Below are 23,426 nucleotides of genomic sequence, written 5' to 3' on the forward strand. Positions count from 1 at the left end.
GGCTACGACGAAGGCCCGGCGGGCGATGGCCAGGTCCGGCTCGACCTGATGTACACCGGCCTATCGGCGGGGACCGAGCTCACGTTCATGAAGGGCACCAACCCCTACCTTCATTCCCGCTGGGACGAAGGCCAGGGCGTGTTCGTTCCCGGCGAGCCGTCGGCGCGGTTCCCGGTCAACTTCCTGGGCTACATGGAGGTCGGGCGCGTCATCGACAGCCGGGCGCATGGCTTCTCCTACGGGAACGCGGTGGCGACGAGCTTCGGCCACAAGACCGGTCACACCGCCGATCCGGGCCGCGACCTGCTGCTGAAGATGCCCGACGGCATGGACCCGATGCTGGGGATCTTCGTGGCGCAGATGGGGCCGATCGCCGCGAACGGGATCCTGCACGCGGACGCCGAGCAGTTCGGGGCCGCGGTTCCCTATCTCGGCGCGGGCGTCGAGGGGCGGCCGGTGCTGGTCTGGGGCGGCGGGACGGTGGGGCTGTTCTGCGCGCTTTTCGCGCGGCAGGGCGGCGCGTCGGAAGTCGTCGTCGTGGACCCCTCGCCCTGGCGGCAGGACCTCGCCCGGCGCATGGGCTTCGACGCGATGGGCGAGGACGAGGCGTGGCGCCATGCCAAGTCGCGCTGGCACCACAAGACGGGCGGGCGCGGCGCGGAGTACGTGTTCCAGACCCGCGCCCGGTCCGACAGCCTGAACCTCGCGCTGCGGGCCCTGCGCCCGCAGGGAACGGTGATCGACCTCGCCTTCTACCAGGGCGGCATGGACGGCGCCCGGCTGGGGGAAGAGTTCCACCACAACGGCCTGTCCATCCGCTGCGCGCAGATCAACCGGATGCCGCGGCAGCTGGCGCACGACTGGGACCAGCGCCGGCTCGCGCAGGAAACCCTGCACCTGCTGGCGGACGAGGGCGACCTGATCCGCGAGCACATGATCACCCACGTCGTCCCCTACGACGACGCGCCGGGGTTCCTGCGCCACCTGGTTCAGGACCGTCCCGAGTTCCTGCAGATCGTGTTCGCCCATGAATGAGCACACTTCCCTGACCGAAACCGAGGCGGCGGCCGTCACCGCCGCCCCGGAAGCGTCGCACCCGCGCGAACTGTCGGACCGTGAGCGCGAGGACGCCCGCGTGGCCGAGGCGCTCGGGTCCGGCCACATCCCCGTGCCGCATCCCGACGCCGGCAAGATCCGCATCCTGTGGGTCTTCGCCTGGCTCGTCGTCGGCGGCGAGGAAACGGAGGTGCGGCTTCTCGCCCGGACGCTCGACCGATCGCGCTACCGGATCGACGTGATCCCCTGCTTCCGCCGCGAGGGGATGCCGGACCAGAGCCACGAGCAGCTGCGCGCGCTCGGCGTCCACGTGGACACAACCCCCTATTCGCTGGGGTTCGAGGACACCATCGACTACCTGCGCCGCAAGATCAGCGGGGCGGATGTCGTGATCTCGTCGCAGGACGTGGCCGACATCTATCCGGCCCTGGAACGGCTGGCGGTGCGCCCGCCGCTGATCGAACACGGCGGGCTGGTCCGCGAGGCGCTGTCGGGGCCGAAGCACTTCACCGCGCGCTACGTGGGCGTGTGCGACAGCATCCGCGAGGCGGCGGCCTCTAAGATGCCGGATCGGCCGCAGCACGCGCTGGAAATCCCGTCGATGGTGGACCTGGCAGAGTTCGACCCGGGTCGGCGCGCGCCCTTGCGCGCCGCGCTGGGGATCGCGGACGACCAGGTCCTGTTCGGCTGGGTCGGGCGGCTCGACCGCAAGAAGCGGGTCGAGGACTTCATCCGCGCCGCCGCGATCGTCGCGCGGGCCGAGCCGCAGGCGCGCTTCGTCGTGATCGGCGGCCCCGACGCCTTCATGCCGGAATACCGCGACGAACTGCACGCACTCGCCCGCGATCTCGGGCTTGACCGCTGCCTGCAATTCATCGGCGACCGCAAGGACGTGCCGGACCTGCTCGCGGCGATGGACGGGTTCTGCTGGCTCTCGCGCGACGAGGGAATGCCGCACGTCATCGCGGAAGCCGGGACTGCCGCCCTGCCCGTCATCGCGACGCCCGACAACGGCGCGCTGCAGCAGATCAGGGACGGCGAGACGGGCATCTTCGTTCCGCACGAAAGCCCCGACGCGGTGGCGGGCGCGATGCTGCGGCTGGCGCGCGACGCGGCGCTGCGACAGCGCCTGGGCCGCGCGCTGCGCGCCCATGTCGAGGCGACCTATTCCGCCGAGGTCGTGGTCCCGCAATGGGAACGGCTGATCGCCGAGGTGCTGGACGAACGCGCGCCGGCGCCGCCGCCCGCGACGTTCGAAAGCTTCGTCCTGGGCGGCTGGGAAAGCTCCACCCACCTGCTGCGGAACGGGACGCGGCTCGACGTGCTCGCCTCGACCGGGCACGACGCCCATGCGGCGCAGGACTACCGCCAGCTGCGCAGCCTCGGCATCCGCGCCTGCCGCGACGCCGCCCGCTGGCACCTGATCGAGCGCGAGCCTCGCCGGTACGACTTCTCAAGCCTCACCCCGATGATCGAGGCCGCGCGCGACACCGGCACGCAGGTGATCTGGGACCTGCTGCATTACGGCTGGCCCGACGACATCGACATCTGGTCGGCCGAGTTCGTCAGGCGCTTCGCCGCCTTCGCCCGCGCCGTGGGCCTGCATGTCAGGAACCTGACCGACGCGGTGCCGTTCTGGTGCCCCGTCAACGAGGTGAGCTTCTTCGCCTGGGCCGGGGGCGACGCGCGCTACCTCAATCCCTTCGCGGCAGGCCGCGGCTACGAGCTGAAGGTCCAGCTCGCCCGTGCCTACCTCGCCGCGGTGGACGAACTGCGCGCGATCGACCCGCGCGCCCGCTTCATCATGGCCGAACCGCTGATCGCCATCCATCACGCCGGCTGGACCGGCCGCCCCCTGTGGGAGGCGCATGGCTGGCACGACGCCCAGTTCCAGGCGTTCGAACTGGTGAGCGGCCGGATGTGGCCGCAGATCGGCGGCGGCCCGGAGGCCTTGGACATCGTGGGCGTCAACTACTACTTCAACAACCAGTGGATCCATGGCGGCAAGCCGGTCGACGTGGACGACGTGATCTACCGCCCCCTGTCGGACCTGCTGGTCGAGGTGGCGGCGCGCTACGATCGCCCGCTGATGGTGGCCGAGACGGGGACCGAGGGCCTGCGCCGCGCAAGCTGGTTCGGCTATGTCGCCGACGAGGTCGCCCGCGCCCGCAGGCGGGGGGCGCGGGTCGAGGGGATCTGCCTTTACCCGATCGCGAACCATCCCGGCTGGGACGACGACCGGCTGTGCCCGAACGGCCTTCTGGGCCACGATCCGGGCTGGGGCGCGCGCGACCTTCACGAACCCCTCGCCGCCGAGATCGCGCGGCGGTCACGCTGACCCGGCCTTCGGCGGCCCCGCAGGGCCGCCGAACTTGATCCAAGTTAGGTGAACCCGGCCGGCGCCCGTCGCGTTGGTCCGGGATAACCGCGAGGAGAAGCCGATGCCCGACAAGCAGGATCTGGACGCGAAACTCGGCCCCGCCGGCGGCTGGGGATCGGTGAAAAGCATCTCCAAGCAGTTCGGTCGGGCCGTTTCGGGGCCCGTCACCGCGACCATCATGCGCAACCAGAACAAGCCCGGCGGCTTTGCCTGCGTGAGCTGCGCCTGGGCCAAGCCCGCCAAGCCCCACCCGTTCGAGTTCTGCGAGAACGGCGCGAAGGCCACGCTGTGGGAACTGACCGACGCCCGCGCGGACGCCGCCTTCTTCGAGCGCCACCCCCTGTCCGAGCTCCTGACGTGGAGCGATCACGACCTGGAACGCGCGGGCCGTCTCACGGTCCCGCTGCGCGTCGATCCCGCGGCCGACCGGCTTGTGCCGTCGACCTGGGACGAGGCGTTCGAGGATATCGGCCGCGAGATGCGCGCGCTGTCGGACCGGCCGCAGTCGGCGATCTTCTACGCCTCGGGCCGGGCCTCGCTTGAAGCGTCCTACATGTGGCAGCTGATGGCGCGGCTCTACGGATCCAGCAACCTGCCCGACAGCGCCAACATGTGCCACGAAAGCACCTCGATCGGGCTGAAGGAATCCGTGGGCACGCCCGTGGGCAGCGTCCGGCTGGAAGATTTCGAACTGACCGACTGCATCTTCGCGGTGGGGCAGAACGTGGGCTCGAACAGCCCGCGGATGATGCACCCGCTGCAGAAGGCGCGGCAGCGCGGCGTGCCGGTCATCGTGATCAACCCGATGCGGGAACGCGGCTGGGAAGAATTCGTGAACCCGCAGAACCCGGTCCAGATGCTGACGCAGCGGGCGACCAAGATGAGCTCGCTCTACCTCCAGCCGCTGCCCGGCGGCGACATCGCGGCGATCGCCGGGATCATCAAGGCGGTGTACGAGCGCAGCGACGTGGGCGAGGTCGTGGACCGCGACTTCATCACCGAGCACACGCACGGCTACGAAGGCTTCGTGGACTGGATCAAGCTGCAGTCCTGGGACGAACTGGAACGCGAAAGCGGCCTGACGCGCGAGCAGATGCAGGACGCGGGCGACATCTTCGCCCGCTCGCGCCGGGTGATGGGGATCTACGGCATGGGCCTGACCCAGCACCGGCTGGGCGTGCAGGCGGTGCAGATGCTGATAAACCTGCTGCTGATCGGCGGTCATATCGGCCGGCCCGGCGCGGGCATCTGCCCGGTCCGCGGCCATTCCAACGTGCAGGGCCAGCGCACCGTGGGCATATCCTCGCGCCCCGAGCAGGTGCCGCTGGACCGTATCGGCGAGCGCTACGGCTTCCAGCCGTCGAAGGAGGAAGGCTACGAGATCGCGGATGGCTGCGAAGACATCGTGTCGGGCAAGGTCCGGGCGATCATCAGTCTTGGTGGCAACCTTCTGCGCGCGGTGCCCGACCAGGTTCCGGTCGAAGCGGCGTGGCGCAACCTGGACGTGACGGTCAACGTGGCGACCAAGCTGAACCGCACCCACCTCATCGCCGGCAGGTGCGCGTGGGTCCTGCCCTGCCTCGGGCGGATCGAGAACGATGTGCAGGCCACCGGCAAGCAGGTCGTCACGATGGAGGACAGCACCGCCCGCATCCACGCCTCGCACGGGCAGAAGCCCCCTGCGGCGCCGAACCTCATGTCCGAGCCCGCGATCATCGCCCGGCTGGCGCGCGAGATCCTGCCGCCGAACCCGCGCGTGGACTGGGACGCATGGGCCGGGAACTACGCGCTGGTCCGGGCCGAGATCGAGGCGATCTGGCCCGACGTCTTCCGCGACTACGAGGCGCGGCTGGACGAGCCGGGCGGGTTCGACAAGCCGCTCCCCTCGCGCGAGCGGAAGTGGGAAACCAAGACGGGGCTTGCCAACTTCATCCTGCCCGACGCGCTGGACGCGACCTTCGCGGGCCATGGCGACGGCGTGTTCCGCCTGATGACGCTGCGCAGCAACGACCAGTTCAACACCACGGTCTACGGCAACAACGATCGCTTCAGGGGCGTGAAGGGGGCGCGGGACATCCTGTTCATGGGCCCCGACGACATGGCCCGCATGTCCTTGAAGGTGGGCGACCGCGTCGAGGTGCAGACGGTGTCGGACGACGACAAGGACCGGCGGCTGGGCCCGCTGCAGGTGGTCGAACACCCGCTGCCGAAAGGCGCCGTCGGGGCCTATTTCCCGGAAGCGAACGTGCTGATGCCGCTGCACCACTACGCCGTGGACAGCAAGACGCCCGCCTACAAGGCGATCCCGGTCCGCGTCGTGCCGTCGCAGATGGCGGCAGAGTGACACGCCGGGCATGATCTCGGGCCGGCGGCGCCTCCGTGCGCCGCCGGCTCACCAGCGGTCAGGCATCGGCGTGGCAGCCAGCATCAGCATGATCGGTCGCGACCGTGGGCGTGCCCGACCGGCTGCACCTGCCCGTGCAGAGTTGAGCCGACGCGCCAGGGACGGGGGGTTACGGATACGAACCGGCGCGAAGGCCGCGCCGGTTGCGTCCGTGGGTAAAGTACCGGCTCAGCCCAGCGAATACCCGGTGCCGCGCACGGTGCGGACGGGGTTTTCGCCGCCGTTCGACATGAGCGCCTTGCGCAGCCGCCCGACATGCACGTCGATCGTGCGGGTGTCCACGTAGATGTCGCGGCCCCAGACGCGGTCCAGCAACTGCTCGCGGGTCCAGACCCGCCCCGGCTTTTCCATCAGCGTGCTGAGCAGCCGGAACTCGGTCGGGCCCAGATGCAGGGCGCGGCCGCCGCGGAAGACGCGGTGCTCGCCCGCGTCCAGGATGATGTCCTCGTAGGCCAGCCGCTCGCCCATTGTCGCGGGCCGGGTCCGGCGCAGCTGCGTGCGCAGGCGCGCCATCAGCTCGACCACCGAATAGGGCTTCACGACGTAGTCGTCGGCGCCGGTTTCCAGCCCCCGGACGCGGTCGCCTTCCTCGGACCGGGCCGACAGCATGATGATCGGGATCTGCCGCGTCTCGGGGTCGGCCTTGACGCGCCGGCAGACCTCGATGCCCGAAACATTCGGCAGCATCCAGTCCAGCACGATCAGGTCGGGGTTTTCCTCCTGCACCAGCAGAAGGGCTTCGTCCCCGTTTTCGGCCAGGATGACCTGGAATCCTTCGGCTTCAAGGTTGTACTTCAGGACTTCGCGCTGTGCGCCCTCGTCCTCGACCACCAGCACGCAGGGCTGCTGCCGAGATGTCATGGATCAATCCTCGCTGTCGGGAATCCCCGCGCGGCTGACGCTGTCACGCTTGGGGCGGGATTCGTCCGGCAGGGCGCCCGACATCAGGTAGACCACCTGTTCGGCGATCGAGGTGGCGTGGTCGCCCATCCGTTCAATGTTCTTGGCGATGAAATGCAGGTGCATGCAGGCGGTGATATTGCGCGGGTCCTCCATCATGTGGGTCAGGAACTCTCGGAAGAGCGCGTTGTACATCTGGTCGACCTCGAGGTCGCGGGCGCGCACGTCGCTGGCAAGCGCCGCGTCGCGGTGGACATAGCTGTCCAGCGCGTCCTTGAGCATCTTCTCGACCGTGGACGACATCCGCCGCAGCGCCATCCCGGCGCCCTCGATCACCGGCATGTGCGCCAGCACGTTGCTGCGCTTGGCGATGTTCTTGGCGTAGTCACCCACCCGTTCGAGGCTGGCCGAGATCTTGATGACGGTCAGCACCAGCCGCAGGTCGGTCGCGGTGGGCGATCGCAGCGCGATCAGCCGCGCCGCTTCCTCGTTCACCTGCGCCTCCAGAAGATCGATGCTGCGGTCGCGGCGGCGGACGTCCTCGGCCAGCTCGTCGTCGCGGGTTTCCAGCGCCAGCGCCGCATCGGTGATGGCGGCTTCCACCAGCCCGCCCATCTTGACGACGAGCGCCTGCACCGTCTCGAGATCGCGGTCGAAGGCCGAGGCGATGTGTCGTTCGCGGTTCATGTGCTTCTCTCCCCGTGGGCGGTGCCGGCCTCAGCCGATCTTGCCGCTGATGTAGCTTTCCGTCCGCGGGTCCTGCGGGCGGGTGAAGATGTCGTCGGTGGTGCCGTACTCGACCAGGTTGCCGAGGTGGAAGAACGCGGTCTTCTGGCTGACGCGCGCGGCCTGCTGCATCGAATGGGTCACGATCACGACCGAGAAGTCCTCGCGCAGCTGGTCGATCAGGTCCTCGACCTGGCTGGTGGCGATCGGGTCCAGCGCCGAGCAGGGCTCGTCCATCAGCAGCACCTCGGGCGAGGTGGCGACGGCGCGGGCGATGCACAGGCGCTGCTGCTGCCCGCCCGACAGGCCGGTGCCGGATTCGCCCAGCCGGTCCTTCACCTCGTTCCACAGCGCCGCGCCGCGCAGCGCCTTTTCGACGATGCCGTCCAGTTCGGCCTTGTTGCGGGCAAGCCCGTGGATGCGCGGCCCGTAGGCCACGTTGTCATAGATCGATTTCGGGAACGGGTTGGGTTTCTGGAACACCATCCCCACGCGGGCGCGCAGCTGCACCGGGTCCACGCGGCGGTCGTAGATGTCCTCGCCGTCGAGCATCAGCTTGCCGTCCACGCGGGCGACGTCGATCGTGTCGTTCATGCGGTTGAGGCACCGCAGGAAGGTCGACTTGCCGCAGCCCGACGGGCCGATGAAGGCCGTGACGGTCTTGTCCTCCAGGTCCACGTCCACGTCCTTGATGGCGTGCTTGTCGCCATAGAACACCTGCACGTTGCGGCAGCTGAACTTGATCGGTTTGCCTTTGGTGTCCACGGTGCGCTCCGCCAGTCGCATGTCGTTCATGTCGTTCAACTCCTGTTACCAGCGCCGTTCGAAGCGGCGGCGCAGGATGATGGCCACCAGGTTCATTGCGAAGAGGAAGGCCAGCAGCACGATGATGGCACCGGACGCGCGTTCGAAGAATGCCGAATCGGCGCGCTGGGTCCAGTTGTAGACCTGCACCGGCAGCGCCGAGGCGGGTTCGAACAGCCCTTCGGGCGGGGCCGCGGGGTACTCGGTCACGAACGCCACCATCCCGATCAGCAGCAGCGGCGCGGTTTCCCCCAGCGCCTGCGCGAGGCCGATGATGGTGCCGGTGAGGATCCCGGGCATCGCCAGCGGCAGGACGTGGTGGAACACCGTCTGCATCTTGGATGCGCCCACCCCCAGCGCCGCGTCGCGGATCGATGGCGGCACGGCGCGCAGCGCCGCGCGGGTCGAGATGATGATCGTCGGCAGCGTCATCAGCGTCAGCACCAGCCCGCCGACGATCGGCGCCGAACGCGGCAGGCCCATGAAGTTGATGAACGCGGCGAGCCCGAGGATCCCGAACACGATCGACGGCACTGCGGCGAGGTTCGAGATGTTGACCTCGATCAGGTCGGTGAGCTTGTTCTTCGGCGCGAACTCCTCGAGGTAGATCGAGGTCGCGACCCCGATCGGCAGCGACAGCACCAGCACGATCAGCATCATGTAGGCGGACCCGATGATCGCGACGCCAAGCCCCGCGGCCTCGGCCCGGTTGTCGGATGCGTCGGGCTGGGTCACGAAGTCCCAGTTGAAGCGGGTGGCGAGCGCGCCCTTTTCTTCCATCGCGTTGGCCAGCTGGAACTGCGCGACCGAGGTGCGCTTGTCGATCGCGGCCGAGGCCTCGGTGACGCGGCCCTTGAACATGCCGTCGATCGTGGACGCGGCCAGCACCGGCACCTCGACCGTCTGGTCGACCAACTCGGGGTTCTGCAGCACCATGTTGCGAAGCTGGGCGCGGGCCTGGTTCGAGAAGACGCCGGCGTAATCCGAGTCCTTCAGCCCCTCGATCTCAACGCCATTATCGGCGGTCCACCTGGCGAGCGCGTCCTGAAGCACGCCCGCGTAGGACATGGTCAGCACGTCGTCCATCTCGGACGGGTCGCGGTTCCCCTTGGGATCGACGACGGCGGCGTCGATTGCGACCGGGATCTTGACGTAGGTCTGCCAGAACGCGCCGCTGCCGTCGCGCAGGATCGTGAACATCAGGAAGAACAGCGCCAGCATCGCGACCGCGATCGCGATCACGCCATAGGCGCGGAACCGGGCTTCGGCCGCGTTGCGGCGCTTCGTCCGGGCATCGGCGACCAGCAGCGATGTCCGCGCGGCGGCAGGGCCGCCCACGCGCCGCGGACCTGCAGAAGTTGCGTCGCTCATTCGTACTGCTCCCGGTATTTGCGCACGATGACGAGCGCGGCGACGTTGAGGGCAAGCGTCATGACGAACAGCGTCAGGCCCAGGGCAAAGGCGACCAGCGTCTCGGGCGAGGCGAAGTCGTTGTCGCCGGTGAGCTGCCCCACGATCTTCACGGTGATGGTCGTCATCGCCTCGAACGGATTGAGACTGGTCTGCGCCATCGCGCCCGCGCCCAGGACCACGATCATCGTCTCGCCGATGGCGCGCGACGCGGCCAGCAGGACCGCGCCCACGATCCCCGGCAGGGCGGCGGGCAGGACGACGTTGCGGATCGTCTCGGACGGGGTGGACCCCAGGCCCAGGCTGCCGTCGCGCAGCGATTGCGGCACGGCGTTGATGATGTCGTCCGACAGCGACGACACGAACGGGATCAGCATGATCCCCATCACGAGCCCCGCCGTCATCACCGACGAGCCGGAGTTCCCGAGCCCGGCCGGCTGCGCGATCCAGTCGCGGATCAGCGGCCCCACCGTCACCAGCGCGAAGAGGCCGTAGACGATGGTCGGGATGCCGGCCAGGATCTCGATCAGCGGCTTCACGACGCCGCGGACGCGGGGCGTCGCGTATTCCGACATGTAGATCGCCGCGAACAGCCCGACCGGCACCGAGAAGAGCAGCGCGATCAGCGAGATGTAGAGCGTGCCCCACAGAAGCGGCAGCATCCCCAGCCTGGACCCGCCGCCGAAGCTGGGCGTCCATTCGGTGCCGAAGAAGAAGTCCTGCCAGGGATAGAGCTGGAAGAAGTTGTAGGATTCGAACACCAGCGACAGCACGATCCCGACGGTGGTCGCGATGGCGATGAGCGAACACAGGATCAGGAAGCCGCGGATGAAGCGTTCGACCACGTTGCGGGCGCGGTAGTCCGGCCGGGTCCGCGCCATCGCCCAGCCGAACCCGCCGAGCGCCAGCAGCAGCGAAAGCCCTGTCAGGGTGCGCGAGGCGTTCTGGTTGATCGAGCGATAGTCCTTCGCCGCCTCCAGCACCGCGGGGTTCGGCGTCAGCGTGATGTCCTCGTCCGCGAGGCGGTCCAGCAGCGCGGTGTTGTCCGGCGTCAGCGACCGCGCCTCGGCTTCGGTGAGCAGGCCCTTGTTGACGGCCTCGCCGATCGAGATCGCGGTGCCCTGCACCTCGGACATGATCCTGCCGCGCGCGCCGGCGTCGGCGACGGCGCTTTCGGGAATGTTCGCCCCGATCGCGCGATCGACCACCAGCGGCTGCGCCAGCACCCACATCAGCAGCACCAGCAGCGACGGAAGCGCGGTGAACAGCGCGACGTTCCAGCCGTAGTAGGTCGGGCGGGAATGAAGGCCGCGGATATCGCCCGCAGCAACGGAACCGGCGCGTCGCCGGCCCAGGACATAGCCCAGCGCGGCAAGCACCAGGATGGTCACCATGATCCAGAAGGGAGACATTCAAACCCTCGCGGCACCGTCCCGGTGCGGATACCTGAAAACGGACGGGCCGCGCGGGCCCGCCCTGTCGTCGCCGGACCGTCGCTTATTCCGGCGCGGTCATGGTGGTTTCGGCGTCCACCGCCGCCTGCGTCGCGGGCAGTTCCGGGTCGGGGACCAGGCCGTAGTTGGCCAGCGGGCTGCCGTCGCCCGCAACGGGGTCGGACACGAAGAACGAGGCGAATTCCTTCAGGCCGGGGATCGTGCCGATATGCTGCTTCTTGACGTAGAAGAACAGCGGTCGCGAGACCGGGTATTCGCCCGACGCGATCGTTTCGGTCGAAGGAGTGACGCCCGACATGGTCGCGACCTTCAGCTTGTCGGTGTTGTTCTCGTAGAACGACAGGCCGAACACGCCCACGCCTTCGGGGCTGGAACCCAGGCGGGCCAGCGTCTCGGTGTAGTCGCCGTCGATATCGACCGAGCGGCCGTCCGTGCGGACCTTGCTGCAGGCCGCCTCGCCGTCGTCTTCGCCCTTGGCGGCGACGAAGGCTTCCTGTGCGCCCGCTTCCTCGCAGCCGGCGATCATGACCTTTTCCTCGAACACTTCACGGGTGCCGTGCTTGGTGCCGGGAATGAAGGCGAGGATCGGTTGCTCGGGCAGGTCGGGGTTCACCTGGTTCCAGGTGGTGTTCGGGTTGGCGACGACCGCGCCGTCCACGACGACTTCGGCGGCAAGCGCGTTGAACACGTCCTTCGGGGTCAGCGCGAAGTCGGCGCCCGAAACGGCCGAGGCGAAGACGATCCCGTCATAGCCCAGGCGGACTTCCATGATGTCGGTCACGCCGTTGGCCTGGCAGGCCTCGAACTCGGCCTTCTTCATCGGGCGCGACGCGTTGGCGACGTCGATGCCGCTTTCGCCCACGCCTTCGCAGAACTGCTTCAGACCGGCCGACGAGCCGCCGCCTTCGACGACGGGCGCGGCGAAGTCGGTGTTCTCGGCGAAGGCTTCGGCCGCGATCGTGGCGTAGGGCAGCACGGTCGACGAACCGGCGACCTGGATGTTGTCGCGGGCCGAGGCGGCCGTCGCCGACAGCGCGGCTGCGGCCAGCGCCGAGGCGGTCATCTTCATCATGTTCATGGCAGGCTCCTGGTTGGAGAGGTTTCGGGCCGCCCTCCTCCTAGGCGCAGGTTGTATCAGTTACGTGACAGTAATATCACGATCTCATGGCACTCCCCTTTGCCTGCCGCGCGCCGGTCGTCAGGCGTCCGGCAGCAGCCGCCCCAGGATCTGCCGCGCCGCCCCGCCGATGACCCCCGCCCGCTCCTCCTCGCCCGACCACAGGGCGTTGGCGAAGCCGCGTGCCTGCGCCAGCGTGATGTGCGGCGGCAGCGGCGGCACGTTCGGGTCGGCCAGGATGTCCAGCACGAACGGCCGGTCGGCCGCCAGCGCCTCGTCCCATGCAGGCCCGATGTCGCCGGGCGTCTCGACCCTGCGGCCGCCCAGGCCCATCAGCCGGGCGACATCGGCATAGGGAATGTCCGGCAGGTCCTGGCTCGCCGGGTATTTCGGATCGCCGAGCTGGGTCCGCTCCTCCCACGTGACGAAGGCGAGTTCGCGGTTGTTCAGCACCATGACGATCAGCCGCGGATCGGCCCAACGCTTCCAGTAGCGGGCGATGGTGACGAGCTCGGACATGCCGTTCATCTGCATCGCGCCGTCCCCCGCGAGCGCGATCACCGCGCGGTCGGGATGGGCGAACTTGGCGGCGATCGCATAGGGCACGGCGCAGCCCATCGTGGCGAGCGTGCCGGAACACGACCCCATCATCCCCTCGCGCAGGTCGAGGTCGCGCGCCCACCAGGCGGTCGTGGTGCCGCTGTCGGTCGTGACGATGGCGCGGTCGGGCAGGCGCGGGGACAATTCGCGCGTGATCCGCTGCGGGTTGATCGGGTCGGCTTCCTGCCCTGCCGCGCCGGCCAGCGCCTCGCGCGATTTCGCGACCGACTTCTCGACCGTCTCGCGCCAGCTGCGATCCTCCTTGCGGGCGAGATGCGGGATCAGCGCGCGCAGCGTCGCGGCCGCGTCGCCCAGCAGGTTCACCTCCGCCGGGTAGCGCAGGCCCAGCATGCCGGCCGACAGGTCGATCTGGACGCCGCGCGCCTGTCCGGGCCTGGGCAGGAACTCGGCATAGGGGAAGCCCGTCCCGACCATCAGCAGCGTGTCGCAGCCCTGCATCAGCTCGTCGCTGGCGGGCGTGCCCAGCAGGCCCATCGAGCCCGTGACCCAGGGCAGCGTGTCGGGCAGCACCTCCTTGCCCAGAAGCGCCTTGGCGACGCCGGCGCCGAGGATGTCTGCGACCTCGGCCACCTCGGCGGCGGCACCCTTCGCGCCCGCGCCGATCAGGATCGCCACCTTCTCGCCCGCGTTCAGCACCTCGGCGGCGGCGGCCAGCGCGCCGTCCTCGGGCACCGGCCGCGTCGCGGTCAGTCCCACGCCCGAGTGGACGTAGAAATGCTCGCGCGGGCGATCCTCCATCTTCTCGACCTGCAGGTCGTTGGGCAGGATCACGGCGCAGACGGCGCGCTCGGCCGCGGCGATCCGCCACGCGCGGTCGATCAGGTGCGGCACTTGCGCAGGCACCGTCGCCGTCTCGACGAAGGCGCCGGCCACATCCTTCAGAAGCGACTGCAGGTCCACGTCCTGCTGGTAGTGGGACCCCATCGCGGAGCGCGCCTGCTGCCCCACCAGCGCCACGACCGGCATGTGGTCGCCCTTGGCGTCGTAAAGACCGTTCAGAAGATGGATCGCCCCCGGCCCCGACGTCGCCATGCACAGCCCGACCTCGCCGGTGAACTTGGCGTGGGCGGTGGCGCAGAGCCCGGCCATTTCCTCGTGCCGGACCTGGACGAAGTCGATGCACGGCGCGTCCGCGTCGTCCTCGGCTTCCTTCTGCATCCGGTGCAGCGCGCCGACGAGCCCGCCGATCCCGTCCCCCGGATAGCCGTAGACCCGGCGCGCGCCCCAGTCGTGAAGCCGCTTCCAGATGAAATCCGCAACCGTGTCCGCCATGACCGTTCTTCCTGCCGCCTGCTCCAGATGCGCACCAACGCCGACGCGCGGCGGCGGTTCACCCCGACGCCGTCCTACAGGAAGGATGACAGGGCAATCAGGTTGCGTCGGCCGGGTTCCTGCTTCACGATATCGTAATCACCTGACAGCAAAGGGAACGCGCATGCTGAGCAAGAAGATTGCGGGGATCGCCGCCGCCACACTGATCGCCCTTGCCGGGGCCGCATCGGCGCAGGACATGGCATTCTTCCGCATCGGAACCGGGGGAACCGCCGGGACCTACTACCCGATCGGCGGCCTGCTGGCGAACGCCATCTCGGCCCCGCCCGGATCGCGCGCCTGCGAGGACGGCGGCGCGTGCGGCGTGCCGGGCCTGGTGGCGTCGGCTGTGGCGTCGAACGGGTCGGTCGCGAACGTCAACGCCATCATGGGCGGGGCGCTCGAATCCGGCTTCGCGCAGGGCGATGTCGCGGCCTGGGCCTATACCGGCACCGGGATCTGGGAAGGCCAGCCCAAGGCCGAGAAGCTGCGGGCCATCGCGAACCTCTATCCTGAATCGATCCACCTGGTCGCGACGCAGGCGTCGGGCATCAAGTCGGTGGCGGACCTGCGCGGCAAGCGGGTGTCGCTGGACGAACCCGGCTCGGGCACGCTCGTCGACGCGCAGCTGATCCTGGCCGCCGCCGGCCTGGCCGAGGGGGACGTGAAGCCCGAATACCTCAAGCCCGACCAGGCCGCCGACCGCATGAAAGACGGCGCGATGGACGCCTTCTTCTTCGTGGGCGGCTACCCGGCCGGCGCCATCGCCGAGCTGGCCAGCCAGCAGGACGTCGTGATCGTCCCGATCGAGGGCGAGGTGGCCGACAAGGTGCTGGAGAACAAGTTCTTCGCCACCGACACGATCCCGGCCGGCACCTACGACAACCAGGAAGCCGACGTGACCACCATCGCCGTGGGGGCGCAGTGGCTGACCTCGGCCGACCAGCCCGAGGAGCTGATCTACAACATCACCAAGGCGGTCTGGAACGACGCGACGCGCAAGCAGCTGGACGCGGGCCACGCCAAGGGCAAGATGATCGTGAAGGAGAACGCGACCGCGGGCCTGGGCCTGCCGCTGCATCCGGGCGCCGAGCGCTTCTATCGCGAAGCCGGGCTGATCCAGTAAGCCCCCCTGCCCCTGCCCGCAGGCGCATCGCCGCCTGCGGGCCTTCTTCGTTCAGGACCACGACATGACCGACCCCCGCCCCGCCCGCCACGACGCGCCCGACGTTCTGAGCGCCGATCAGCTCGCCGCGATCGAGGAGAAATACGACCCCGAGATGCGGTTCCGGGATCTGGTGCGCCCGGTCGCCATCCTCACGGGCGTGATCCTGTTCCTGCTGAGCTGCTATCACTACTACACCGCCGGGTTCGGCATCCCGCAGGCGACGGTCCATCGCGGGCTTCACCTTGCCGCGACGACCTTCCTCGTCTTCATGTCCTTTTCCGCCTTCGGCCGGCAGCAGGTCGCGCGCGGGCCGCTGACGCTGCTGGGCCTGCCGCTGGTGGACTGGCTGCTGGCGGTCGCCGGCGCGGCCGCGGCGCTCTACGTGCCGTGGATCTACGACCAGCTGGCGTTCCGGGTCGGCAACCCCACGACCACCGACGTCCTGATGGGCACGACCCTGATCGTCGTCCTGCTGGAGGCCGTGCGCCGGTCGATGGGATGGCCGCTGCCGGTCATCGCCATCCTGTTCATGGCCTACGCCTATTTCGGCCAGCACATGCCCGGCATCCTCGTCCATCCCGGCGCGAGCTGGCCCAACATCGTCAACCACCTGTACCTGACGAGCCAGGGCATCTACGGCACCGCGCTCGGCGTGATCGCGACCTACGTGTTCCACTTCGTCCTGTTCGGGGTCATGGCGACACGGATCGGGCTGGGGCAGCTGTTCATCGACGTGGCCTCGGCCTTCGCCGGGCGCTACGCCGGGGGGCCGGCCAAGGTGTCGGTGCTGTCCTCGGCGATGCTGGGGACGATCTCGGGGTCGTCCATCGCCAACACCGTCACCACCGGGGCGCTGACGATCCCCGCGATGATCCGCGTGGGCTATCCCCGCCACTTCGCCGCGGCGGTCGAGGCCGCGGCCTCGACCGGCGGGCAGATCACGCCCCCGGTCATGGGGGCGGTCGCGTTCCTGATGATCGAATATCTCGGCCTGCCGCTGACCACGATCCTGATCGCCGCCATCGTGCCCGCCTTCATGCACTTCTTCGGGGTGCTGGTGCAGGTCCACCTGGAAGCCAAGCGACTGGGGCTGCGCGGCCTTCACCCGTCCGAGCTGCCGAACGCGTGGAAGGTGCTGCGGCAGGGCTGGCTCGCGCTCATGCCGCTGATCCTGCTGGTCGCGGTGCTGATGTCGGGCCGCACGCCCTTCGCCGCCGCCTTCTGGTCGATCACGGCCTGCATCGCGGTCCTTCTGTGGCAGGAGCTTTCGGCCAAGGGCCTGACCGAGGGGCTGAAGGGCGCCGCGCACGGCATCTACGAAGGCTTCAAGCTGGGCGCCAAGCAGTCGCTGTCGGTCACCGCCGCCGCGGCGCTGGTGGGCGTGGTGATCGGCGTCGTGACCCTGACCGGGGTCGGCTTCAAGATCGCCTACATGGTCACCGGCATCGCGTCGGGCTGGGCGCAGGACGTGTCGGGCTGGCTGTCGGTCCTGCCGTTCGAGATCATTGGCCTGGACACGCTGACGCTGCTGTTCACGCTGATCCTGACGGCCGTGGTCTGCGTGCTGATGGGCTGCGGCATCCCCACGACCGCGAACTACATCATCATGGTCGCGGTCGCGGCGCCCGTGCTCGGCCTGATGAACGTCGAGCCGATCGTCGCGCATTTCTTCGTCTTCTACTACGGGGTGCTGGCCGACGTGACGCCGCCGGTCGCGATGGCCGCCTATGCGGGCGCGGGGATCGCGGGCGCCAACGCCTTCAAGGCCGGGAACACCGCGTTCCGGCTGTCGATGGGCAAGGCGCTGGTGCCGTTCGTCTTCGCGTTCCAGCCCGCGCTGCTGCTGGTGACGCAGGACTTCACCTGGGCGAACTTCCTGCTCGCCTTCGGGGGCGCGGTGCTGGGCATTCTCGCGCTGTCTGCCGCGATCACCGGGTGGCTGTTCTCCCGCCCCTCGATGCTGGAGCGGGTTCTTCTGGCCTTCGCGGCGATCCTGCTGGTGGCGCCGGACTGGACGGCGACGATCATCGGGCTGGTCATCGCGGTGCCGATCGCGCTGCGGCTTCATTCCGTGGCGCGCAAGGCGCCGGCGGTCGCCTGACCCCGCGCGCACCTGCAGGAAAAGGAACGGCCCGCCGTTACCGGCGGGCCGTCTTCTTCAGTCTCGGGGGCGAAATCACCAGGCGGGGATGACCGCGCCTTCGTACTTCGTCTCGATGAACTGCTTGATCTCGGGCGAATGATAAGCCTCGACCAGCGTCTTGACCCAGGGCTGGCCTTCGTCGCCGCGGCGCACGACGATCACGTTGGCATAGGGGCTGTCGGCCTTTTCCATCGCGATCGAGTCGGTCTTCGGGCTCAGCCCCGCCGACAGCGCGTAGTTGGTGTTGATGACCGCGGCGTCCGCGTCCTGCAGCGCGCGGGGCAGCTGCGCCGCATCCAGCTCGGTGAATTCGAGGTCCTTGGGGTTTTCGGTGATGTCGAGCGGCGTGGGGACGAGGCCCGCGTCGGGGTTCACGGTGATCAGCCCCTGCTCGGCCAGCACGAGAAGCGCGCGGCCGCCGTTGGTCGGATCGTTCGGGATCGCGACGGTGGCGCCGTCCGCCAGGTCGCCCAGCGACTTCAGCTTGCTGGAATAGACGCCCATCGGGGTGGTGATGGTCTTGGCCACGACGACGAGATCGTAGCCCCGGTCCTTGATCTGGTTTTCCAGGTAGGGAACGTGCTGGAAGCTGTTGGCCTGCAGGTCGCCATCCGCAAGCGCGGTGTTCGGCACGACGTAGTCCGAGAACTCGATGATGTCGAGGTTCAGGCCCCTGGCGGCCGCGATCGGGGCGACCTGCTCCAGGATCTCGGCGTGCTCGCCGGGGCTGACGCCGATCTTGATGTCCTCGGCGGCGGCCATGCCCGCGCTCAGCGCCAGCGCGGCGGCGATGTGTTTCAGCATCTCGGTTTCTCCTTTGTAGGGTGGGGATCAGGGCCCGCGGTCCTTGGCGGCGCGGTGGTCCAGCCTGCGTGCGATCCATTCGCCCGTGGACTGCACCGCCTGCACGAGGACGATCAGGACGACGACGACGACCAGCATCACGCCCGGCATGAAGCGCTGGTAGCCGTAGCGGATGCCGAGGTCGCCCAGCCCCTCGCCACCGACGGCGCCCACCATCGCGGAATAGCCGATCAGCGACACCATGGCGAGCGTCAGGCCAAGGACGATCCCCGGCAGCGCCTCGGGCAGCAGGACCTTGCGGATGATCTGGCCGGGGTTGGCGCCCATGGCACGGGCGGCCTCGATCAGGCCGCCATCCACGTCGCGGATCGCGGTTTCGACGATCCGCGCGATGAACGGCGCGGCCGCCAGCGTCAGCGGCACGATCGCGGCGGTGGTCCCGATCGAGGTGCCGGCGATCGCGCGCGTGAACGGGATGATCGCGACGACGAGGATGATGAAGGGGATCGACCGCATCGCGTTCACGATGAGGCCGAGGATGCGGTTCGCGAGCGGCGCCGACATCAGCTCGCCCCGCTTCGAGGTGGCGAGGAACACGCCCAGCGGCAGCCCGATGGCGGTGCCGATCAGCCCCGACACCGCGACCATGTAGAGCGTCTGGAGCGTCGCTTCCCAGATCAGCGCGGCGAGGTTAGCCGACATGGCCCAGCACCTCCGTCCCCAGCTGCCGGGCGTGCAGGAAATCGCGCACGCGGGACAGGTCGGCCGCCGGCACTTCCACCGTCAGGTTGCCGAACGGGCGGCCGTCGATCTCCTCGATCGCGCCCGACAGGATGCTGGCGTCCACGCCCAGCTGCGATCCGATCCGCGACAGCACCGGCTCGGCAGCGCTGTCGCCCGCGAAGGTGATCCGCAGGATCGCGGGGCCCGCGCCCTCGGGCACGATCCGGCGCGCGATGAACCCCGGCAGCGCCGCGCCGGTCACGCCCGACAGGAACGACCGCGTGACCTCGTGCGTCGGCGCCGCGAAGATGTCGTAGGTGGACCCGGACTCGACGATCTTCCCCGCCTCGATCACCGCGACGTGCTGGCAGATGTCGCGCACGACGGCCATCTCGTGCGTGATCAGAAGGATCGTGAGGCCGAGTTCGCGGTTGATGTTGCGCAGGAGCGCCAGGACGGAGGTCGTGGTTTCCGGGTCGAGCGCGCTCGTCGCCTCGTCCGACAGAAGGACCTTCGGCTCGGTCGCGAGCGCCCGGGCGATGCCGACGCGCTGCTTCTGCCCGCCCGAAAGCTGCGCCGGGTAGCGGTCGGCGAGCGGGCCGAGGCCGACGAGGTCGATCAGCTCGTCCACCCGCGGCCCGATCCGGCCGCGCGGCGTGCCCGCGATCTCGAGCGGCAGCGCCACGTTGCCGCGCACGGTGCGGTTGGCGAGCAGGTTGAAGTGCTGGAAGATCATGCCGACGTTGCGGCGAAGATCGCGAAGCCCGCGCCCCGAGGCGGCGGTCACGTCGCGGCCCAGCACCTCGACCTGGCCCGAGGACGCGCGCTCCAGCCCGTTCACCAGCCTCAGAAGCGTGGACTTGCCGGCCCCCGACCGGCCGATCACCCCGGTGATCCCGCCCCGCGGCACCTGCAGATCGACATGGTCCAGCGCCGCGACCGCGCCCCCGCGATGCGGCCAGGTCTTGACGACATCACGAAAGGCGATGGCCGGAGCGGCCTGCGGAACGGGCGACATCTGGGACATGGGCGACTGCCTACTCTCCCGCGCGGGACGCTTCAATGCCGCCCCCCGTGGGGTGGCGCGGAAAAGGATGGCTTCGGGGCGGGCAGGACCGCGACGGGATGGCGGAGGCGGACTGACGGGGAAAGACGGGAACAACGCCTCGGTAGGGGAGGTGAGAAGGACTAGCTTCCCTTGCGACGGCCCGCGCCCCGCCCCGCGAGGGTGATCTTTCCCCCGTCCCGGTCCCGGCGCCCTGCCCTTGCCGCGCGCCGGGCCGGTTCTTATAACCACGCCCATGCTTCACGCGGCGCGGATATCCCGAATTAGCCGCCCGGCAGCGTGAGGTCTCGCGCTGCCGGGATGATGCCTGTCAACGACAATTCCAAGGATCCGCCCCGATGAGCGCCGACACGACCGACTTGCAGCAGGGCCTGCAGACCGCAGCCCCCGACTACCGCGACACCGTCTTCCTGCCGGAAACGGACTTCCCCATGCGCGCGGGCCTGCCGCAGCGCGAGCCGGCATGGCTCGCCCGGTGGGAAAAGCTGGGGGTCTACGACCGCCTGCGCAGCACCTCGGCGGGCCGCGCGCCGTTCATCCTGCATGACGGCCCGCCCTACGCGAACGGGCACCTGCATATCGGTCACGCGCTGAACAAGGTGCTTAAGGACTTCATCGTCCGCAGCCAGCAGATGATGGGCCGCGACGCGCGCTACGTCCCCGGCTGGGACTGCCACGGCCTGCCGATCGAGTGGAAGATCGAGGAGCAGTACCGCCAGAAGGGCCAGGACAAGGACGCCGTGGACGTCGTCGAGTTCCGCCAGGAATGCCGCCGCTTCGCCGAACACTGGGTCGGCGTCCAGCGCGACGAGTTCCGCCGCCTTGGCGTCACCGGCAAGTGGGACGACCCCTACCTCACCATGAACTACCACGCCGAGGCGGTGATCGCGGGCGAGTTCATGAAGCTCCTGATGAACGGAAGCCTGTATCAGGGGTCGAAGCCGGTGATGTGGTCGCCGGTCGAAAAGACCGCGCTGGCCGAGGCCGAGGTCGAATACCACGACCACACCAGCCATCAGGTCTGGGTGGCGTTCCCGGTCGCCTCGCAGCGCGAGTTCGCGGCAACCGACGCCTGCATGAAGACCGACCTGCTGGGCGCGCGCGTCGTGATCTGGACCACGACGCCCTGGACCATCCCGCAGAACCGCGCGGTCGCGTTCGGGCCGGGGATCGCCTACGGGCTCTACCAGGTCACGGGCGAGAAGGCCGGGACCTACCTTCTGGCCGACAAGCTCGCCCCCGACGTGTTCGCCGTCGCCAGGGTCGACGCGGACGCCGTGACGCGCCTGCGCGACGTGCCGGCCGACGAGCTGGCGTCGCTCGTCCTCGCCCACCCCTATCGCGGGATCGAGGGCGGCTTGGGCGAATGGGACTACGACGTCCCCGTCCTGCCGGGCGACCACGTGACCGACGACGCGGGCACGGGCTTCGTCCACACCGCGCCGAGCCACGGCGACGACGACTACCAGCTGGGGCTGAGGTTCAAGCTGCCGATGACCCACAATGTCGAGCCGGACGGCAGCTACCGCGCCGACCTGCCGCTGTTCGGCGGCCAGGCGATCATCGACGCGGACGGCAAGGAAGGGCCCGCCAACGTCTCCAACATCAAGGCGCTGGCGGCGCAGGGCGCGCTTTTCGGCAAGGGCAAGCTCAAGCATTCCTACCCGCACAGCTGGCGGTCCAAGGCGCCGCTGATCTACCGCAACACGCCGCAGTGGTTCGCGGCGATCGACAAGCCGCTCGCCGACGGCAAGGGCCAGAACGGGGACACGATCCGCGCGCGGGCGCTGACCTCGATCGACGAGCTGGTGACGTGGACCCCGCAGAGCGGGCGCAACCGGATCCATTCGATGGTGCAGAACCGCCCCGACTGGGTGCTGTCGCGCCAGCGCGCCTGGGGCGTGCCGCTGACCTGCTTCGTGCGCCGCGGCGTGCGGCCGGATGCCGACGGGTTCCTGCTGCGGAACGAACAGGTCAATGCCCGCATCCTCGACGCGTTCGAGGCCGAGGGCGCAGACGTGTGGTACCGCGACGGCTTCAAGGAGCAGGTGCTGGGCGGCATCGTCGACCCGGCCGACTACGAGCAGGTCATGGACGTGCTCGACGTGTGGTTCGACAGCGGCTCGACCCACGCCTTCGTCCTGCGCGACCGCGCGGACGGGGCGCCGGACGGGATCGCGGACCTCTATCTGGAAGGCACCGACCAGCACCGCGGCTGGTTCCAGTCCTCGCTGCTGCAGGCCTGCGCGACGACGGGCCGCGCGCCTTACCGCGGCGTCCTCACGCATGGCTTCACGCTGGACGAGAAGGGCATGAAGATGTCCAAGTCGCTCGGCAACACCATCGTGCCGGCCGAGGTGATCCAGCAATACGGTGCCGACATCCTGCGGCTGTGGGTGGCGCAGGTGGACTATACCGCAGACAGCCGGATCGGGCCGGAAATCCTCAAGGGCACCGCCGACAGCTACCGTCGTCTCCGCAACACGCTGCGGTTCCTGCTGGGCGCGCTCGACGGCTTTACCGAGGCCGAACGGGTCGCGCCTGCCGAGATGCCGGAGCTCGAGCGCTGGGTCCTGCACCGACTGGCGGAACTCGACGGCCGGGTCCGCGCGGGCTACGACGCCTACGACTTCCAGGGCGTGTTCCGGGCGCTGTTCGACTTCGCCACCGTAGACCTGTCGGCCTTCTGGTTCGACATCCGCAAGGACGCGCTGTACTGCGACGCCGCCGGCAGCCTGCGCCGCCGCGCCGCGCGCACGGTGCTGGACGCGCTGTTCCACCGGCTGACCCTGTGGCTCGCCCCGATCCTGCCCTTCACGATGGAGGACGTGTGGCTGTCGCGCTTCCCCTCGGACGAGGACAGCGTGCATCTGCACGACTTCCCCGAAACGCCCGCCGGCTGGCGCGACGAGGCGCTGGCCGCGAAATGGGACGGCATCCGCCGCGCCCGCCGCGCGGTGACGGCGGCGCTGGAGATCCGGCGCGCCGACAAGACCATCGGCGCGAGCCTGGAAGCGGCGCCGGTCGTCCATGTCGAGGACCCGGCCCTGCTGGCATCGCTGCGGTCGGTGGACTTTGCCGACGTGTGCATCGTGTCCGACCTGGAACTGACGGACGACCCTTCCCCGCCCGAGGCGTTCCGCCTGCCCGAGGTCGCGGATGTGGGCGTGGTGTTCGAGCGGGCCGACGGCGAGAAGTGCCAGCGCTGCTGGCGGATCCTGCCCGACGTGGGCAGCCACGACCACCCGGCGACCTGCGCCCGCTGCGACGAGGCGCTGGACGGACTGGACGCGGCCTGATCCGCGAGATCCGGAACGACGAACGGCGGGCGCATCGGCC

16 protein-coding genes are annotated in these 23,426 nt (G+C 69.3%); 6 read left to right on the forward strand and 10 right to left on the reverse strand.

The window, feature by feature from the left end; genetic code table 11:
* Nucleotides 1–87: 87 nt before the first annotated feature.
* The 3 genes from ELI80_RS16165 to ELI80_RS03520 all read left to right on the forward strand — a co-directional run bounded on the left by ELI80_RS16165 (nucleotide 88) and on the right by ELI80_RS03520 (nucleotide 5,780).
* Entirely contained in the window at nucleotides 88–1,035 is a 948-nt protein-coding gene (locus ELI80_RS16165) for a zinc-dependent alcohol dehydrogenase (protein ID WP_201740540.1), read from the forward strand.
* Nucleotides 1,028–3,394 (forward strand): glycosyltransferase family 4 protein, encoded by a 2,367-nt coding sequence (locus ELI80_RS03515; protein WP_136649600.1) that lies wholly within the window; start codon nucleotides 1,028–1,030, stop codon nucleotides 3,392–3,394. Before ELI80_RS16165 ends, ELI80_RS03515 begins: the two co-directional genes overlap by 8 nt.
* A gap of 103 nt (nucleotides 3,395–3,497) precedes the next feature.
* A complete protein-coding gene (locus tag ELI80_RS03520) occupies nucleotides 3,498–5,780 on the forward strand; it encodes an FdhF/YdeP family oxidoreductase (RefSeq protein WP_136649601.1) in 2,283 nt (760 codons plus the stop codon).
* A 228-nt stretch (nucleotides 5,781–6,008) separates the two neighbouring features.
* On the opposite strand, the gene phoB is transcribed toward ELI80_RS03520, so the two are convergent.
* From phoB to ELI80_RS03555, 7 genes are all read right to left on the reverse strand, one after another.
* Nucleotides 6,009–6,701 carry a phosphate regulon transcriptional regulator PhoB gene (gene phoB, locus ELI80_RS03525; protein WP_136649602.1) on the reverse strand — a complete coding sequence of 231 codons (693 nt, stop codon included), beginning with the start codon at nucleotides 6,699–6,701 and terminating at the stop codon, nucleotides 6,009–6,011.
* A gap of 3 nt (nucleotides 6,702–6,704) precedes the next feature.
* Nucleotides 6,705–7,427, reverse strand: a complete 723-nt coding sequence (phoU, locus tag ELI80_RS03530) for a phosphate signaling complex protein PhoU (RefSeq protein WP_136649603.1) — start codon at nucleotides 7,425–7,427, stop codon at nucleotides 6,705–6,707.
* A gap of 30 nt (nucleotides 7,428–7,457) precedes the next feature.
* Entirely contained in the window at nucleotides 7,458–8,261 is an 804-nt protein-coding gene (pstB, locus tag ELI80_RS03535; protein WP_136649604.1) for a phosphate ABC transporter ATP-binding protein PstB, read from the reverse strand.
* A 15-nt stretch (nucleotides 8,262–8,276) separates the two neighbouring features.
* Nucleotides 8,277–9,641: a phosphate ABC transporter permease PstA gene (gene pstA / locus ELI80_RS03540; protein ID WP_136649605.1), complete on the reverse strand. Its 1,365-nt coding sequence runs from the start codon at nucleotides 9,639–9,641 to the stop codon at nucleotides 8,277–8,279.
* The gene (gene pstC / locus ELI80_RS03545) at nucleotides 9,638–11,092 is read right to left on the reverse strand and encodes a phosphate ABC transporter permease subunit PstC (protein ID WP_136649606.1); all 1,455 of its coding nucleotides are present in this window, start codon (nucleotides 11,090–11,092) and stop codon (nucleotides 9,638–9,640) included. The genes pstA and pstC overlap by 4 nt, the downstream gene beginning before the upstream one ends.
* An 85-nt stretch (nucleotides 11,093–11,177) precedes the next feature.
* A complete protein-coding gene (locus ELI80_RS03550) occupies nucleotides 11,178–12,212 on the reverse strand; it encodes a substrate-binding domain-containing protein (protein WP_136649607.1) in 1,035 nt (344 codons plus the stop codon).
* 120 nt (nucleotides 12,213–12,332) lie between these two features.
* Nucleotides 12,333–14,144 (reverse strand): thiamine pyrophosphate-requiring protein, encoded by a 1,812-nt coding sequence (locus ELI80_RS03555; protein ID WP_136649608.1) that lies wholly within the window; start codon nucleotides 14,142–14,144, stop codon nucleotides 12,333–12,335.
* A 163-nt stretch (nucleotides 14,145–14,307) separates the two neighbouring features.
* On the opposite strand from ELI80_RS03555, the gene ELI80_RS03560 reads away from it, so the two are divergent.
* Both ELI80_RS03560 and ELI80_RS03565 read left to right on the forward strand, forming a co-directional pair.
* Nucleotides 14,308–15,309, forward strand: coding sequence for a TAXI family TRAP transporter solute-binding subunit (locus ELI80_RS03560; protein ID WP_136649609.1), 1,002 nt, complete (start codon nucleotides 14,308–14,310; stop codon nucleotides 15,307–15,309).
* Between the two features lie 64 nt (nucleotides 15,310–15,373).
* Nucleotides 15,374–17,452 (forward strand): TRAP transporter permease, encoded by a 2,079-nt coding sequence (locus ELI80_RS03565; RefSeq protein ID WP_136649610.1) that lies wholly within the window; start codon nucleotides 15,374–15,376, stop codon nucleotides 17,450–17,452.
* 75 nt (nucleotides 17,453–17,527) lie between these two features.
* Here the strand turns inward: ELI80_RS03565 and ELI80_RS03570 are convergent, their stop codons facing one another.
* Genes ELI80_RS03570 through ELI80_RS03580 form a run of 3 tightly spaced genes read right to left on the reverse strand, consistent with a single transcriptional unit; the run spans nucleotide 17,528 to nucleotide 20,039 of the window.
* Entirely contained in the window at nucleotides 17,528–18,298 is a 771-nt protein-coding gene (locus tag ELI80_RS03570) for a MetQ/NlpA family ABC transporter substrate-binding protein (protein WP_136649611.1), read from the reverse strand.
* Between the two features lie 27 nt (nucleotides 18,299–18,325).
* A complete protein-coding gene (locus ELI80_RS03575) occupies nucleotides 18,326–19,000 on the reverse strand; it encodes a methionine ABC transporter permease (RefSeq protein WP_136649612.1) in 675 nt (224 codons plus the stop codon).
* A complete protein-coding gene (locus ELI80_RS03580; RefSeq protein ID WP_136649647.1) occupies nucleotides 18,990–20,039 on the reverse strand; it encodes a methionine ABC transporter ATP-binding protein in 1,050 nt (349 codons plus the stop codon). Before ELI80_RS03580 ends, ELI80_RS03575 begins: the two co-directional genes overlap by 11 nt.
* Before the next feature lie 386 nt (nucleotides 20,040–20,425).
* Here ELI80_RS03580 and ileS point away from each other — a divergent pair, with 386 nt between their 5' ends.
* Complete coding sequence (gene ileS, locus ELI80_RS03585) at nucleotides 20,426–23,386, forward strand: isoleucine--tRNA ligase (protein ID WP_136649613.1); 2,961 nt, start codon at nucleotides 20,426–20,428, stop codon at nucleotides 23,384–23,386.
* Nucleotides 23,387–23,426 lie beyond the last annotated feature (40 nt).

Origin of the sequence: Paracoccus aeridis (assembly GCF_004923205.2) — a bacterium.
Taxonomy (GTDB): Bacteria; Pseudomonadota; Alphaproteobacteria; order Rhodobacterales; family Rhodobacteraceae; genus Paracoccus; species Paracoccus aeridis.